18 protein-coding genes are annotated in these 14,619 nt (G+C 71.7%); 2 read left to right on the top strand and 16 right to left on the bottom strand.

What is annotated here, in order from left to right; all coding sequences use genetic code 11:
• Nucleotides 1–8 precede the first annotated feature (8 nt).
• The 11 genes from ADK65_RS28260 to ADK65_RS28210 form a co-directional block, all read right to left on the bottom strand.
• Nucleotides 9–764 (bottom strand): GvpL/GvpF family gas vesicle protein, encoded by a 756-nt coding sequence (locus tag ADK65_RS28260; RefSeq protein ID WP_053673814.1) that lies wholly within the window; start codon nt 762–764, stop codon nt 9–11.
• Nucleotides 761–1,099 (bottom strand): gas vesicle protein, encoded by a 339-nt coding sequence (locus ADK65_RS28255; RefSeq protein ID WP_053673813.1) that lies wholly within the window; start codon nt 1,097–1,099, stop codon nt 761–763. Before ADK65_RS28255 ends, ADK65_RS28260 begins: the two co-directional genes overlap by 4 nt.
• Nucleotides 1,096–2,232, bottom strand: coding sequence for an SRPBCC family protein (locus tag ADK65_RS28250; RefSeq protein WP_053673812.1), 1,137 nt, complete (start codon nt 2,230–2,232; stop codon nt 1,096–1,098). Before ADK65_RS28250 ends, ADK65_RS28255 begins: the two co-directional genes overlap by 4 nt.
• Entirely contained in the window at nt 2,229–2,903 is a 675-nt protein-coding gene (locus tag ADK65_RS28245) for a hypothetical protein (protein WP_053673811.1), read from the bottom strand. The genes ADK65_RS28250 and ADK65_RS28245 overlap by 4 nt, the downstream gene beginning before the upstream one ends.
• Entirely contained in the window at nt 2,900–3,163 is a 264-nt protein-coding gene (locus ADK65_RS28240; RefSeq protein WP_053673810.1) for a gas vesicle protein GvpG, read from the bottom strand. Before ADK65_RS28240 ends, ADK65_RS28245 begins: the two co-directional genes overlap by 4 nt.
• A gap of 4 nt (nt 3,164–3,167) precedes the next feature.
• Entirely contained in the window at nt 3,168–3,941 is a 774-nt protein-coding gene (locus ADK65_RS28235) for a GvpL/GvpF family gas vesicle protein (RefSeq protein ID WP_053673809.1), read from the bottom strand.
• The gene (locus ADK65_RS28230; protein WP_053673808.1) at nt 3,938–4,363 is read right to left on the bottom strand and encodes a gas vesicle structural protein GvpA; all 426 of its coding nucleotides are present in this window, start codon (nt 4,361–4,363) and stop codon (nt 3,938–3,940) included. Before ADK65_RS28230 ends, ADK65_RS28235 begins: the two co-directional genes overlap by 4 nt.
• Before the next feature lie 46 nt (nt 4,364–4,409).
• On the bottom strand, nt 4,410–4,781 hold the full coding sequence (locus tag ADK65_RS28225; RefSeq protein WP_078956178.1) for a gas vesicle protein: 372 nt from the start codon (nt 4,779–4,781) through the stop codon (nt 4,410–4,412).
• Between the two features lie 102 nt (nt 4,782–4,883).
• Nucleotides 4,884–5,813 carry a non-homologous end-joining DNA ligase gene (gene ligD, locus ADK65_RS28220; RefSeq protein ID WP_053673807.1) on the bottom strand — a complete coding sequence of 310 codons (930 nt, stop codon included), beginning with the start codon at nt 5,811–5,813 and terminating at the stop codon, nt 4,884–4,886.
• Nucleotides 5,810–7,657 (bottom strand): transketolase, encoded by a 1,848-nt coding sequence (locus ADK65_RS28215; protein WP_053673806.1) that lies wholly within the window; start codon nt 7,655–7,657, stop codon nt 5,810–5,812. The genes ligD and ADK65_RS28215 overlap by 4 nt, the downstream gene beginning before the upstream one ends.
• Nucleotides 7,654–9,534 (bottom strand): NAD(P)/FAD-dependent oxidoreductase, encoded by a 1,881-nt coding sequence (locus ADK65_RS28210; RefSeq protein WP_053673805.1) that lies wholly within the window; start codon nt 9,532–9,534, stop codon nt 7,654–7,656. The genes ADK65_RS28215 and ADK65_RS28210 overlap by 4 nt, the downstream gene beginning before the upstream one ends.
• A 171-nt stretch (nt 9,535–9,705) precedes the next feature.
• Between ADK65_RS28210 and ADK65_RS28205 the strand changes: the two genes are divergently transcribed.
• Nucleotides 9,706–10,668 (top strand): TIGR03557 family F420-dependent LLM class oxidoreductase, encoded by a 963-nt coding sequence (locus ADK65_RS28205; RefSeq protein ID WP_053673804.1) that lies wholly within the window; start codon nt 9,706–9,708, stop codon nt 10,666–10,668.
• Between the two features lie 58 nt (nt 10,669–10,726).
• Here the strand turns inward: ADK65_RS28205 and ADK65_RS28200 are convergent, their stop codons facing one another.
• The 4 genes from ADK65_RS28200 to ADK65_RS28185 all read right to left on the bottom strand — a co-directional run bounded on the left by ADK65_RS28200 (nt 10,727) and on the right by ADK65_RS28185 (nt 13,556).
• Nucleotides 10,727–11,392, bottom strand: coding sequence for a hypothetical protein (locus ADK65_RS28200; RefSeq protein ID WP_053673803.1), 666 nt, complete (start codon nt 11,390–11,392; stop codon nt 10,727–10,729).
• A gap of 87 nt (nt 11,393–11,479) precedes the next feature.
• A complete protein-coding gene (locus tag ADK65_RS28195; RefSeq protein ID WP_078956177.1) occupies nt 11,480–11,857 on the bottom strand; it encodes a WhiB family transcriptional regulator in 378 nt (125 codons plus the stop codon).
• Nucleotides 11,858–12,041: 184 nt separating this feature from the next.
• Nucleotides 12,042–13,079, bottom strand: coding sequence for an SDR family oxidoreductase (locus ADK65_RS28190; RefSeq protein WP_053673802.1), 1,038 nt, complete (start codon nt 13,077–13,079; stop codon nt 12,042–12,044).
• Nucleotides 13,080–13,085: 6 nt separating this feature from the next.
• On the bottom strand, nt 13,086–13,556 hold the full coding sequence (locus tag ADK65_RS28185) for a phage holin family protein (protein ID WP_053673801.1): 471 nt from the start codon (nt 13,554–13,556) through the stop codon (nt 13,086–13,088).
• A 101-nt stretch (nt 13,557–13,657) separates the two neighbouring features.
• Between ADK65_RS28185 and ADK65_RS28180 the strand changes: the two genes are divergently transcribed.
• Nucleotides 13,658–14,005, top strand: coding sequence for a VOC family protein (locus ADK65_RS28180; RefSeq protein WP_053673800.1), 348 nt, complete (start codon nt 13,658–13,660; stop codon nt 14,003–14,005).
• Here ADK65_RS28180 and ADK65_RS28175 read toward each other — a convergent pair.
• Nucleotides 13,996–14,580, bottom strand: coding sequence for a GNAT family N-acetyltransferase (locus ADK65_RS28175; RefSeq protein ID WP_053673799.1), 585 nt, complete (start codon nt 14,578–14,580; stop codon nt 13,996–13,998). The genes ADK65_RS28180 and ADK65_RS28175 overlap by 10 nt on opposite strands.
• Nucleotides 14,581–14,619 lie beyond the last annotated feature (39 nt).

The following is a 14,619-nucleotide window of genomic DNA, read 5'->3' as shown; positions in this document are numbered from 1 at the left end:
CTCCCCGTTCATGTGGCCTCCCCGGCGAACGAATAGGCCGCCCAGGGGCCGGTGAGTTCGATGCGCATTCCGGGCACCTCCCCCTTCGTGCGGTCCACCAGTTCCACGAATTCCTCGGAATGCGCTCGCGGAACGAGATAGGCGGCGTTCAGCACGTTCCGCCCGGTCGCCTTGGAAAGCGCGGCGTTCTGCGGGGGATGCATCCGGGAATCCTCCGCGAATGCGGAGAGCTCCTCGTGCAGCCGGGTGGAGAAGGCCTCGGCTTTCTGCCACATTTCTTCGTGGGACCTGGTCTGCATGCGCCGCTGCCGCAGATAGTCCCGGCCCGACGCGGGCTTCTGCGAGGACCGGGCGCCTTCCTGCGGCTCGGACTCCGCGTAGACCTTGACGCCCCACTCCACACGGCCTTCCAGCCGGTCCAGGGTGCGCCGGAAGTCCTCCTCGCGGGCCTCGATCATCATCCGCACGCCGCTGTCGTCGTGGAAGACGGTGCCGAGACGCAGCGGCAGCGGGGTGGTGACGGTGGTGAGCGCGTCGATGACGCCCTGGTGGGCGCGGGCCGTCTCGGTGAGCCAGTCCAGGTCCTCCAGATGGCGCCGGAGCGGCTCTTCGGCGAAGTCCCGCTCCGGCACGTGGCTCACCACGGCCACCAGGCCGTGGTGAGTGAGTGCTCTGGGTGGATCACCCGCGACCCCGGTCAGCTGGGCCTGGAGGGGTGTGCCGAAGGGGCGGCAGACGGCGTAGACGTACCGCAGTCCGGTCACGGTGCCTCCTTCTTCTCCGCGCGGCCGGGCTCCAGTTCCTCCAGCCGGGCCAGCCTCTCGCGCAACTCGGCGTTCTCACGGGTCAGTTCGTCCCGGCGGGCCCGTGAGCTCAGAGCCGGGTCGGTCTCCCACCAGTCGATGCCCATCTCCTTCGCCTTGTCGACCGAGGCGACGATCAACCGCAGTTTGATGGTGAGGAGTTCGATGTCGAGCAGATTGATCCGGATGTCGCCCGCAATGACGATGCCCTTGTCCAGCACCCGTTCGAGGATGTCGGCGAGGTTGGCACTGCTTCCCTGACCGTAGGGCTCGGGCATCCTGCTGGGCGTCGTCATCGCCGGCTCCCCGCCTCGACTTCCTCGTCCTCGTCCTCGTACTCGTCGTCCTCGTACTCCCCTTCGGGCTCCTCCTCGCCCTCGGGCTCCTCCTCGTCCTCATCGTCGTACTCGGCCTCGGAGTCGTCCTCGTACTCGCCTTCCGGCTCTCCCTCCTCGTCCTCCTCTTCCGGCTCCTCTTCGTCGTACTCGGCCTCGGCGTCCTCGTCCTCGTCCTCGGGGCGCTCCTCCTCGGAGCCCTCCTCGGACTCCTCCTCGGCGAGGGCGTCCTCATGGCTGGTGACGACCTCGCCGTCGCGGATCTCGCCGCGCCAGCCGTCCTCCGCCTCGCCCTTGATCGTGATGAAGCGGACGAAGTTCTTGAGGTCGAGCCGGGCCCGGCGGCCCTGGGCACGCCAGATGTTGCCGGTCTTCTCGAAGAAACCGGAGGGGTAGTACTCGATGACGAGCAGGACGCGGGTGAGGTTGTCGGTGAGCCGGTGGAAGGAGACGACGCCCTTCGTGGTGCCCTTGGCTCCCTCGGAGGTCCAGGCGATGCGGTCGTCGGGGATCTGCTCGGTCGTCTTCGCCTTCCAGCTGCGATTGGACCACCAGATCTTCGCCTGCCAGTCGGAGTGGGTGTCGTCGTCGCGGCTCGCGCTCTTGACACCCTTCGCGAAGGTGCTGAAGTCCTGGTACTTCGTCCACTGGTCGTACGCCGTGCGCAGCGGCACGCCGACGTCGATGTGCTCGATGATGACCGTGGGCTTGTTGCCGGAACGGCCCTTGCCCTTCTTGCCCTTGCCGCCGCCGCCCAGGTTCTTGACGGCGCCGGTGACCTTGTCCTTGAGGCGTGAGCCGCCCATTTCGACCGCCGAGCGCAGCGGCCCCTTGCCCTCGGCCATCTTGCGACCGCCGTCCAGGGCGAGTTTGGCGAAGCCGGGGCTGTTGCCCTCGGCGATGTCGTTCAGCTTGCCGGTGGTCTCGCCGAGCTTGCGGCCGACACCCGTCAGCATGCGGGTGGCCTGGGCGGCGAGGTACTCCTGCAGCTCGGCCTTGAGCCGGTCCGCGGCCTCGCTGTGGGCCAGGTCGGTGAGCGGGTTCTTCGCCGCTCCGTTGGCGGCGGACTTCGCCGATCCGAGTGTCTCGCTCATCCCTCACCGCCTCCCTTCGGCAGCCGGGACCGGGCGCTGCCGCCCCTGCTCCCGGAGGTCGCCTTCCTGGCGGCCGTGGTCTTCTTGGCCGCCGTCTTCTTCGCGGGCGCCTTCTTGGCGGCGGCCTTCTTGGCGGGGGCCTTCTTCGCGGTCTTCTTGGCCGTCTTCTTCGCGGACGGCCTCTTGGCCGGGGCCTTCTTCGCTGCCGGCTCCGGCTCCTCGTCCTCCTGCGGCCCTGAGTCCTCGGCTCCCTCCTCGTCCCTGGGCTCGCCGGACTCGTCCGCCTCGTCGCCCTCGGGCTCCTCGTCCTCGTACTCGTCGTCCGCCTCGTCGTCCTCACGGCCGCCGGGCACCGCGCCCGTCAGCTGGTCGCGCATCTGGGCGGTCCGGCCGTGCAGCCGGTCGGACAGGGCGTCGAGCTGCCGTTCGACCATGGCGCCGGAGGCAGCCTTGCCCACGCCGCGCAGGTCCTCGCGCAGCTGGTCCCCGATCTCCTTGAACTGCGGGTTGTTCCGCAGCTGCTGCTGGAGAAGCTCGGCGACCATGCGCGGACTCAGATTCAGCTTCTTCCCGGCGACCAGGCCACCGACGGCGACCGCCATCTTCAGCTTCTTGGTACGTCCCAGGAGATATCCGGCCCCCACCGCGAGGCCCAGTCCCATTCGGTTCATTGTGATGTCCCGTTGCCTGTTCCCGCGCTCCTGCGCGAAGCGATCTCCAGCCGGTCGAGGAGTTCGTCCTCGAGGCGGTCGAACTCCTCTTCCGTGATCTCTCCGGCCTCCAGCTGCTCCTCCAAGCGGCCCAGTTCGGCGCGTACCGTGGCCGGGTCGTAGTAGATACGCTCCGCCTCCTGGAGTACCTGTCTGATGGCCCAGGCGCTGCCGCGTGCCGGTGCGAGCGGCAGCAGCAGCACCTCCGAGATCAGGCCCACGTCGTCACCCCGCTCCGGTGTCCGTGCCACTCACCGCGGTGCCCGCGGGCTCGGCCGGGCCGGGCTCGACGAAGCTGTACGGCGGCAGCGGTCCGTTGACCCGCACCTCCAGGTGCGGCATGTCCTTGCGGAGCTGCTCGACCGCGGCCAGGAAGGCATCCGCCGACTCCCGGTTCACCAGGAACGACACGTTCGCCAGCCAGCCGGTCGACTCGGGGCCCGTGCTCACGTCGTCGGCGGCCGGCTCCAGCGCGCGCTGCACCGCCGCGCCGTCGTCGGCCTCCTTGGCCTTGACCGCCGCGGCGACCAGCTCGCCGAGCCTGATCTTGTCGTCGTAACTACCGCCGCCCGCCTGCCGGTTGGCCTCCGCGAGCCCGCGGATGTCGGGGCTCTCGGCCATCACCTGATGCAGGACGGCCTCTTCGACGTGATTGGCCTTGACGTTGTACTCGACCCGGTTGTCCAGGGCCTGCAGCCGCTCCTTGTAGTGCTCGGCGCGCTCGGCCAGCACCGCCGTGATGGCGTTGTCGTCCGGGGCGACGCTGCCGAACCTCATGGGCAGCACACAACCGGCCGCCCCGGCTTCACTGAGCACGTTCTGGTGGGCGAGCAGGTCCTTGCGCTTGGGCCGCAGCCCCTCGGGCGCCTCGCTGACGACGGCCGCCAGGTCGCCCTCCCGCAGGATGCGCACCTCGCGGGGCGGGTCGCCGACGCCGCCCATGCCCTGGGGCAGGGCGGGGTGGGAGCTCGCCGCGATGCCGTAGACGTAGGTGCTCACTCCTGCTCCTCCTTACGGCGGGACGACGTGCTCTTGCGGGCCCGCGGACGCGACTCGGTCTCGCTCTCGCTGCGCGCCTGCTTGAAGGCGTCGGAGATCGTCTCGGCGGCGCCGGACAGCGCCCCCTTGGACTTGCCGCGGGCACCGGACTCGGTGATCTCGCCGACCAGGTCGGGCAGCCCCGGGTCCTTGCGCGGCCCGGCCTCCAGGTCGAGCCGGTTGCACGCCTCGGCGAAGCGCAGATAGGTGTCGACGCTGGCGACGACGACGCGTACGTCGATCTTGAGAATCTCGATGCCGACCAGGGACACACGGACGAACGCGTCGATCACGAGCCCCCTGTCCAGGACGAGTTCGAGCACGTCGTAGAGACCGCTGCTGCCGCCTCCGCCGCCGGACTGCTGTGCCGGTACGACAGTCATGCCGGATGTTCCTCCTCGTGTGTGGGTGCGGGTCCGCTCGGGCGGCCTAGCGGCCGCCGGGCCTGCGCGCGTCGGACCGACCTCGTTCGTAGCGGCGGACACGCCGGTAGCCCGTGAGCTGCCCCTCTGCGTCGAGCTCCACCTGGTAGCTCGCCATCAGGCTCATCGTGTCGGGTACGCGCTCGAGTTCGAGGACCTCGACCTCCAGCGCCCAGCCCTCCTCCGTCTGCTCGAAGGACGACACGGACTCGGCCTCCATGCCGGTGAGCTCCGCGAGCTGGCCGCGCGCCTGACGCAGCACCTCCATGGGCTTCGGCCGGCTGTCCGCCTTGCGGTTGTCGTTCGTCTTGCCGGAATTCTGGGAGTCCTGAGACTTCTGTGAACCCTGTGACTCTTGCGTGTTCTTTGTGTTCGACATGGCCACCTCCCCCTCCGTGTGGCCGCAAGAGTGTTCGCCAAACCTCTACAGGCGCATGCATCTGACACCCACCGGGAGATCGCCGGGACGTTCCCGGGGGCCTCAGCGGCGCAGGGCGTCCAGTCGCCGTCGGGCCGGTCCGAGCGCCCGGCCGCGGTTCAGCAGGCCTGACCAGGGGTCGGTGCGGGCCTGCTCGACGGCGTCGGCGATGGTCCAGCGGCGGGCGTGCAGCTCCGGGTCGTCCAGCTGGTCCCAGGTGATGGGGGTGGCCACCGGCGCGCCCGGGCGGGGCCGGACCGTGTAGGGCGCGACGGCGGTCTGGGCGTAGGCGTTGCGCTGGATGTCGAGGTAGAGCCGCTCGCCGCGTTCCTTCTTGCGGGCCGCGGTGGTGAGCCGGTCGGGGTGCGCGTCCGCGAGGGTGCCGGCGACGTCCCGGGCGAAGGCGCGCACCTCGTCGAAGTCGTGCCGGCCGTTCAGCGCCACGATGACGTGCAGCCCACGCGAGCCGGTGGTCATCAGGGCCGAGGGCAGTTCCAGCTCGTCCAGCAGCTCACCGAGCAGCCGGGCGGCTTCGCGTACGGCCTCGAAGTCGTCCCCTGAGGGGTCGAGGTCGAAGACCAGCCGGTCGGGGTGGTCGACGGCGTCGGCGCGGGACAGCCAGCGGTGCAGGGTGATGCTCGCCTGGTCGGCCAGGTACAGCAGGGTGGCCGTGTCGTCGCAGACGGCGTGGCGGACGGTGCCGCCCTCCTTGGCCACCTCGGTCCGGGGGATCCACTCCGGGTAGTGCTCCGGGGTGTTCTTCTGCATGAACGTCGGGCCGTCGATGCCGTCCGGGTGCCGCTCCAGCATCAGGGGGCGCCCGCGCAGGTGCGGCAGCATGAAGGGCGCGACGGCCCGGTGGTAGTCCACCAGGTCGCCCTTGGTGTACTCCTTGGCGTCGCCGCCGCCCGGGAAGAGCACCTTGTCCGGCCGGTGCACCTCCACCGTGCGGCGGCCCGCCCGCACCCTGCGCGTGCCGTCGGCGCCGCTCACCGCACGACCGCCTCCTCCACCAGCAGCCGCCCGGCCGCCGCGATGGACTCCGCGTCGATGCCCGAGGCGCGCAGCTGCTCCTCCGGGGAGGCCGAGCCGGGCATGGTGCGTACGCCGAGCCGCACCAGGCGCGGCACGGGGCGCCCGTCGGTGAAGGCGTCGAGGACCGCGTCCCCGAGGCCGCCCTCGGGGTGGTGGTCCTCCACGGTCACCAGGCAGCCGGTCTCCTCGGCGGCCCGGCGCAGGGTGGCCCGGTCGACGGGCTTCACGGAGTACAGGTCGATCACCCGCACGGCGATCCCCTCCTGCTCCAGGGCCTCGGCGGCGGCCAGCGCCTCGTGCACGGTGACGCCCGCCGCGACGAGGGTCAGCCGGTCCTGGGCGGAGGAACGCAGCACCTTGCTGCCGCCGACCGGGAAATCCTCGTCCGGGCCGTAGATCACCGGGCTCTCGCCGCGCGAGGTGCGCAGGTAGCGGACGCCCTCCAGGCCGGCCATCGCGCCGACGAGCCGTGCGGTCTGGTTGGCGTCGCACGGGTACAGCACGGTCGAGCCGTGCACCGCCCGCATCATCGCCAGGTCCTCCAGGCCCATCTGGCTGGGGCCGTCCTGGCCGATCGCGACGCCCGCGTGGGAGCCGACGAGATTGATGCCGGAGCCGCTGACGGACGCCATCCTGATGAAGTCGTACGCGCGGGTGAGGAAGGCCGCGAAGGTGGCGGCGTACGGCACCCAGCCGCGGGAGGCGAGGCCGACGGCCGAGGCGACCAGCTGCTGCTCGGCGATGTAGCACTCGAAGTAACGGTCGGGGTGCTCCTTGGCGAAGAACTCGGCGCGGGTGGAGTCGCCGACCTCGCCGTCCAGGGCGACGATGTCACCGCGGCCGGTGCCGAGGGCGGCGAGCGCCTCACCGAAGGCGTTGCGGGTGGCGACCTCCTCGCCCTTGTCCCACCTCGGGAGTTCGACGTCGCCGGTGTGCACGGAGTGCAGCATGCGGGCGGCGGGCGGCTCCTGCACCCGGACGCGGATGTCGCGCGGGCCGCCGAGCTCGGTGATCGCATCCTCTGCCTCCGGAAGCGGCTTGCCGTGCAGGCCCTCGCGGTCCTGGACGCCCTCGACACCCTTGCCCTTGAGGGTGCGGGCGAGGATCGCGGTGGGCTGGCCCCTGGTGGAGGCGGCCTCGGCGTAGGCCCGGTCGACGGCGTCCACGTCGTGGCCGTCGACCTCGATGGTGTGCCAGTCGAAGGCCTGGAAACGCCGGGCGTAGGCGTCCAGATCGTGGCCGTGCCGGGTGGGGCCGCGCTGGCCGAGCCGGTTGACGTCGACGATCACGGTGAGGTTGTCCAGGTGCTCGTACCCGGCGTGCTCGGCGGCCTCCCACACGGAGCCCTCGGCCAGCTCGCTGTCACCGCACAGCACCCAGGTGCGGTAGCCGGTGCGGTCGAGCCGCTTGCCGGCCAGCGCGATGCCGACCCCGACGGGCAGGCCCTGCCCGAGCGAGCCGGTGGCCGTCTCGACCCAGGGCAGGCGCTGCGGGGTGGGGTGCCCTTCGAGGCGGCTGCCCAGCTTGCGGAAGGTGAGCAGTTCTTCGTCGTCGATGGCTCCGGCCGCCTTGTACGCGGAGTACAGCAGCGGGGAGGCGTGGCCCTTGGAGAGGACGAAGCGGTCGTTGCCAGGGTGGGCGGGGCGGTCGAAGTCGTAGCGGAGGTGGTGCGCGAGCAGGACGGCCATCAGGTCGGCCGCGGACATCGAGGACGTCGGGTGCCCGGAGCCCGCCGCGGCGGCGGCACGGACACTGTCCACCCGCAGCTGCTGTCCGAGGTCGGTGAGTTCACCGGTGTTCATGAGTCTCCTTTCGTGGAGTCGTCCGGGTCGTCCGGGACGTCGGTTCGCTTGACCGGGCCGGGTGCGGGGTGGGGAGCCGGAGGTGGCTGCCCCGGTTCGGGCTGGTTCCTCGCGGGCTCGCCGCCCGGCTGGTTCCTCGCGGGCTCACCGCCCGGCTGGTTCCTCGCGGGCTCACCACCCGGCTGGTTCCTCGCGGGCTCGCCGCCCGGCTGGTTCTTCGCGGGCTCACCGCCCGGCTGGTTCTTCGCGGGCTCACCGGCGGCCCGCGGTGCCCGCGCAGCCGGGCGGCCCTTGGCCGTCTCGGGTTCGGTGAGCGGCCGAGCGTGCCCTGGGCCGGGGCCGTCCACGGTCGGGCGGCCCTTCGCCGTCTCCGACTCGAAGCGCGGCTGGGCGTTCGGCCGCGCGGCCCCGGATCCGGGCCGTACCTGCGTCGCCCCGGATCCGGGCTGCCCCTTCGCGGGCTCTTCGGGGGGCCGGTACCGGCCCTGGCCGCTCCCCCCGTCGTCCATGTCGGCCGCGAGCGCCGCCCCCGGCCCGGACCGGGCGCTCGCCTCCTGCCGCTGCCCGGGCCCGCCCGCCACCCGGGCCACTTCGGGCGAGGAGGTGTCGAGCGGCACCGACCAGGACCGTACGAGGCCCAACTGCACGGCCTGGCGCGGCAGTACGGCGTCCAGCAGCCAGTCCGCCGCGACCCGGACGCGGTTTCCGGGCATCGCGGCGAGATGGTAGCCCCGTGTCACCGCGCCCGCCGGTACGCCGGACAGGGGCACGCCGAGCGGATTGGCGGCGGCCTTCGCCCCGCCCAGGTCGACGACGAAGCCCAGGTCACGATGGCGATAGGGCTTGCGCGCACCGCCGAGACCGAGCGATGCGGCGACGTTCTCCGCCGCGACCTTCCCGTGCCGCCAGGCGTGCTGCGCTGTCATCGGCGTGTAGCTCCCCGGGTTCTCCGGATCGGGTACCGCGGCCACGTCACCGCACGCGAACAACTCCGGCCGCCCGGGCACCCGCAGGTGCGGGTCGACCAGCAGCCGCCCCTTCTCCATCGGAAGCCCCAGGGACTCGACCAGCGGGTCGGGGCGTACGCCCACGCACCACACCAGCGTCCGGGTCGCGACGAACTCGCCGTCGGTCAGCAGGACCCCGTCGTGCGTGGCCTCCTTCACGGACGTCCCCATCCGCACGTCCACGCCCCGCTGCCGCAGCACCCGGTCGGCGGTGGCGGACAGCTTCCCGTCCATCTCGGGCAGTACCCGCGGCGCCACGTCCAGCAGCATCCAGCGCGGTCGCATGCCCTGCCGCAGCGGGTGCTTGCGCACCTGCGCGTCGGTGAACATCTGCCCGTGCGCGGCGACCTCGGTGCCGGTGTACCCCGCTCCGACCACGACGAAGGTGCATCGGGCGGCGCAGGTCTCCGGTTCGTCGGAGGAGGCAGCGAGCTCCACCTGCCGCGTCACGTGGTCGCGCAGGTACAGCGCCTCGGGCAGCCCCCGGAAGCCGTGCGCGTGCTCGGCGACGCCGGGAACGGGCAGCAGCTTGTTGACACTGCCCGCGGCGAGCACCAGCCGGTCGTAGGCGAGGGTGCCGCCCTCCCCCTCGGGGCCGGTGTAGTGCAGCGTGCGGTCGTCGAGGTCGATGCGGTCGGCCTCGCCCAGCACCAGCCGTACGTGCGGCAGCGAGTCGGAGAGGGAGACCGTCACCCGGCGCGGCTCCAGGACACCGGCGGCGACCTGGGGCAGCAGGGGCAGGTACAGGAAGTAGTCGGTCGGGTTGAGCAGGGTGATGTGGGCCCGGCCCCGGGTGAGCCGGGACAGGGTGCGGGCCGTGCGGTACCCGGCGAAGCCGGCACCGACGATCAGGATGCGGGGTCGACTCACGGTCGCTCGCCTCCGGCGCTGTCGCGTAGCTCGGGAGCCTTCCGCGTCCCCCTGGCCAGGGCACCCAAACGTCGGCGGGGCCCGCCCGCCCGGACGACGCCGGTTTCCGGCCCCCGGCTCGGGTAACCCGGTGCGGGATACGGACCGCCGACGTTGCGGAGGCACCTCCTTATGCCCGAGTACGGATACTTCCTCTCGTGCGAGCAGTACGGACCCGCCGAGCTGATCGAGCAGGCGCGGATGGCCGAGCAGGCCGGGTTCCAGGCGCTGTGGATCTCCGACCACTACCACCCCTGGAACGACGAGCAGGGCCAGAGCCCGTTCGTGTGGTCGGTGATCGGCGCGCTGTCCGAGGCGGTGTCCCTGCCGATCGAGACGGCGGTGACCTGCCCGACCGTTCGTATGCACCCGGCGGTGGTGGCGCACGCCGCGGCGACCAGCGCGGTGATGACGAACAACCGCTTCCGGCTCGGGGTCGGCTCCGGTGAGGCGCTCAACGAACACATCCTGGGTGACCACTGGCCCCCGGCGCACGTCCGGCTGGACATGCTGGAGGAGGCCATCCAGGTGATGCGCCGCCTGTTCACCGGCGAGGAGGTCAACCACCACGGTCCGCACTACACCGTCGAGAACGCCCGCCTGTACACCGTCCCGGACGAGCCGATCCCGATCGACATCTCCGGCTTCGGTCCCGCCGCGACCCAGCTCGCCTCCCGCGTCGGCGACGGCTACATCTCGGTCATGCCGGACGAGACGATGGTGGAGCAGTACCGCAAGGGCGGGGGCGGTGGAAAGCTGGTCAGCGGCGGCACCAAGGTCTGCTACGGCACGGACAAGGAGGAGGCCGTCCGAACCGTCCACCGGCTCTGGGCGAACGAGCAGCTGCCGGGCGAACTGGGCCAGGTGCTGCCCTCTCCCAAGCACTTCGAGCAGGCGCAGCAGCTCGTCACGGAGGACATGGTGCGGGAGAACCGGGTGTGCGGTGACGACGTGGACGAGCACGTGGCGGAGCTGAAGCAGTTCGCCGACGCGGGCTTCGACCGGGTCTACGTCAACCAGATCGGCCCGGACCTGCGCGGCTTCTTCGACTTCTACCGCACGAAGGTGCTGCCGCAGCTCCAGCAGACCGTCTGACCCGGCTTGGCGGCGACGGGTGGAGGCGCTCGCGGCGGAGAGGTGCGCCCGCGTGGGCTCAGGGGGTGAAGACCTGCTCGAGACGGTCGATGGCTCCGTCCGTACCCAGGTGGTAGTGGAAGACCAGGCCGCTGTCGGGGTGCGCTTCCAGCCAGTCGAGAAACTCCTGCACGCCGATGGGCTGATTCTCGGTGCTCGCCACGATGGGGTCGGTGACCGTGACGTACGCGGCCTGGTCCATGGGCAGGTAGGTCTCCTTGCCGACCGTCTCGAACGGCGCTCCGTCGGAATCCGGGCTGCCGCAGCCCCAGTTGCCGTGTCGGAAGATCAGACTCAGGGAGCCGCCCTCGGGTGTGTACCGGTACACGGCGATCTCGTCGGGCGAGATCGGCATCTTGTGATCGCAGCCGTCGTCCGCACCACCGGCGCCCGCGGATGCCCCCGGCCCGGAGGCCGGCGCAGCGGGCGTCCCCGCCGGTACCGGGAGTGGGGACGCCTTGCCGTCCGCCGAAGGTGAGACCTTGTCGGCGGGCAGCGCCTGAGGGGATGCGGTTCCGTCGGTATTCTTCTCGCCCTTGACCGGCGAGGATGTGACGGCCGACGTACCCGTGCCGCCCGAGCTCCGGGAGGCCGGGGAGCAGCCGGTGAGCGCCACGAGTCCGGCCACGCAGGCGCCCAGAGCGAGCGTCCGGAACGCGATCGGTCTGTAGCGACGTTCGATCATCACGATATGTCCCCCGTTGTGGTGGCAGCGGTCATGACGCCGCGTCCGCATGAGAGACCATATTCAGCCACGGTTGCCTGATCGCATTCAGTTCCGCGCCGTCTGTTGCGAATTGGTGACCGTATGCGGCTCTCGCGGCGTCCTGCGACGCCGATCATCTGCCGGTGCCGCCGCGCTTTCACGACTGATGGCGCGCCGCTGCCGCGCTGTGGTCGCCCCCCAGATACCGGCGTCCTCGCCCTGCTCCACGGCCCAGGCACGACAGGCGAGCAGGACGCGGCACCGACGGCACACCGCGCGGGCCCGGGCGACCTGGGCATCGGACTCCCGCTCCACCAGCGGGAAGAAGAGCTCCGGATCCTCTCCCAGGCAGGCGGCATCCCGCAGCCATACCCGAGCGGTGGCCAGGGTCTCGGCGATCTCGGCGCCGACGGCGCAGTGACGGATTTCGCGGTCATCGGGCATGGCACACCTCCGCATGTGCCGGCTGAGCCGGCAGGTGGCTGCGGCATGACGCTGCCGCAGGCCCGGCAGAGGTCGCGAAACCATGCTAAAGGGACGGTGTCCTTCTCCGGAACGCTGCGGCTCCCGGTTTTTCACGCAAGGGTTCACCAGTCCCCCGGCCGGACGAGGCAGCCACACGGGCCTGTCAGGCCTGGCGTCGAACCCCGTCGGCCAGCTTGCGTACGGCCAGGGCGGCCGCCGCCGTGGTGAGGGCCGCGCCCATCCAGCCCCGGTTTCGCGACAGCCACTGCTGGGGGCTGTCGTCCGTCGACTCGTCGTCGAAGCGCCCGTGCGCGCCGAAGTCCCGCCCGTGCGGCCCGTCCGCCGGGGACCACAGGTTCGCGGGCCCCTCGGACGGGCCGTCCTCCTGCTGCGCGTCCACGTTGGTGCGGGCCAGGTAGCGGTCGAGCAGCCCGGGGACCACCGCGTTGGCCAGGAGTGTGGCCGCGGTCGAGCCGCCCACCCAGTACTCCCGGCGCCGTGCGTGCGACGACGCGTGCACGATGGCCCGGGCCGCGACCTCCGGCTGGTACACGGGCGCCACCGGCCGGGCACGCCCGGGCATCCGGTTCAGGACCCAGTCGAACTGGGGGGTGTTGAGCCCCGGCAGCTGCACCATCGTGGTCCGTACCCCGCTGCGGGCGTGCAGCAGTTCGCAGCGCAGCGACTCGTTGAACCCCTGGATCGCGTGCTTGGCCCCGCAGTACGCCGACTGCAGCGGGATGCCCCGGTAGGCGAGTGCGGAGCCGACCTGCACGATCGTTCCGCGGTCGCGCGGCAGCATGTGGCGCAGAGCGGCACGGGTGCCGAACACGTAGCCCAGGTACGTCACTTCGGTCACGCGCCGAAACTCGTCAGGGGCGATGTCGGTGAACGATGCGAACACCCCGGTGAAGGCGTTGTTGACCCAGACGTCGATGTGCCCGTAGGCATCGACGACCTGCTGGGCGGCGTCGTCGACGGCCTTGGCGTCGGAGACGTCCACCGGGACGACGAGTGCCTCGCCCCCGGCGCGTTCCACCTCGTCCGCCGCGGCGGCGAGTCCCTCACGTCCGCGGGCGAGCAGGGCGACCCTGTCGCCGCGTGCGGCGAAGGCCCGGACCGTGGCCCGGCCGACACCGCCGCTGGCTCCGGTCACCACGACCACGCGGCCGCGCCGGTGCGATGCTCCTGGTGTGCGCACCCGGCATCACACCCCGCGGTGGGGTACGTCCGGGTCGCCCGCCGGCCGCGGGGGCACGGGGCCCGGGGCGGCGGGCGGGGTGGGCGGCACCGGCGGATACGGCATACCGCCGACCGCTTCGGCCGCGCTCCGGCGGGCGCCGTCCCGGCGCGGCGCCGCCCCGGCAGCGTGTCCCGCGCCCGGACCGGACGGCCGCGCCATACCGCGCAGCACATAGGCGAGGGCGCCCAGGATCACGGCGGTGATCAGCGCGGCGGCCCAGTCGGGCAGGCCGAGGGCGAGGGCCAGCCCCACGGCGAGCGCGAGGGCCGCACCCGCGTACAGGGCGAGCGCGCCGGACGCGGCGTACAGGGCGGCCTTGCGGCGCTGCTTGCGCGTCTGCTCGCGCAGCTCCTCCCGTACCGTCTCGCGCGCCACCTGTGCCAGCTCGTCGACGAGGTGCTTGTCCAGATGCTCCAGGTGATCCAACGGCTTCATACCCGGCCGGGTACCCTCCGCCCCCTGCGCGTAACTAGTGCCGTGGCAGGCAACGTTCGCCCCGTGCGAACGTTGCCTGCCACGGCACTAGGCTCAGCCGCATGGAGATTCTGGGTGCCACACTGCGCGTCTGCGTCGACGACCTCGAGACCGCGATCCCCTTCTACGAGCGACTGGCGGGCGGCAGAGCCCAGCGCTTCGAGCGGGGAGGTGTCCAGGTCGCGGCGGTCGGCTGCTTCCTGCTGATGAGCGGGCCCCCGGCCGAACTGGAGGTGCTGCGCAAGGTCGCCGCGACGATCGCTGTGACGGACGTGGACGAGACCCACAAGGTGCTGACCGAGCTGGGTGCTCACATCGTCGCGGGGCCGATCGCCTCACCGGCGGGCCGCAACCTGATCGCCCTGCATCCGGACGGATCGGTCTACGAGTACGTGGACCGTCACGTCTGAGCGCCACCGGCGCCTCGGCGCCGGCCGGGCCCGCTGATCATCTCGGCGGTGATCGCCCAGCGTTCGTGGTCGCGCCAGGCCCCGTCGACGAAGAGCATCTTCGGCGAGAAGCCCTCCAGGCGGAAGCCGCAGCCACGGGCCAGGGCGATCGACGCGGCGTTCCCCGGCTGGACGTTGATCTCCAGCCGGTGCAGCCGCATCGGGCCGAACGCGTAACCCACGACGAGGTCCAGCCCTTCGCGCATCAGCCCCCGCCCGGCGGCGTGCGCGAAGGCGCCGTAGCCCAGCGCCCCGGACTGGAAGCCGCCCTCGACGATGTTGTTGATGTTGATGAAGCCGCCGATGGCCCCGCCGTTCGTCTCGCAGACCAGGAAGCCGGCCTTGGTGGGGTCCTCGATCAGCCGGCCCGCATAGGCGGTGTACGCCTGTGCCGTGGTGGGCGGGAAGAGCCACGGGTGGTGCAGGTCCTTGCTCTCCCGGGCGCGTGCGGTGAACTCGGCGGCGTCCTCGTGGGTGAAGGGGCGTATGCCCACCCGGGGGCCTTCGGCGAGGTGGCGGGATGCGTGGTGCGGCACCCCGCCACAGTAACCGCGCTGCCCGGGTGTCCCCAGTCG

Origin of the sequence: Streptomyces sp. NRRL B-1140 (assembly GCF_001280065.1) — a bacterium.
GTDB lineage: Bacteria > Actinomycetota > Actinomycetes > Streptomycetales > Streptomycetaceae > Streptomyces.
The sequence above is the reverse complement of the archived record's forward strand: the minus strand, read 5'-3'. Positions and strand labels throughout refer to the sequence as shown.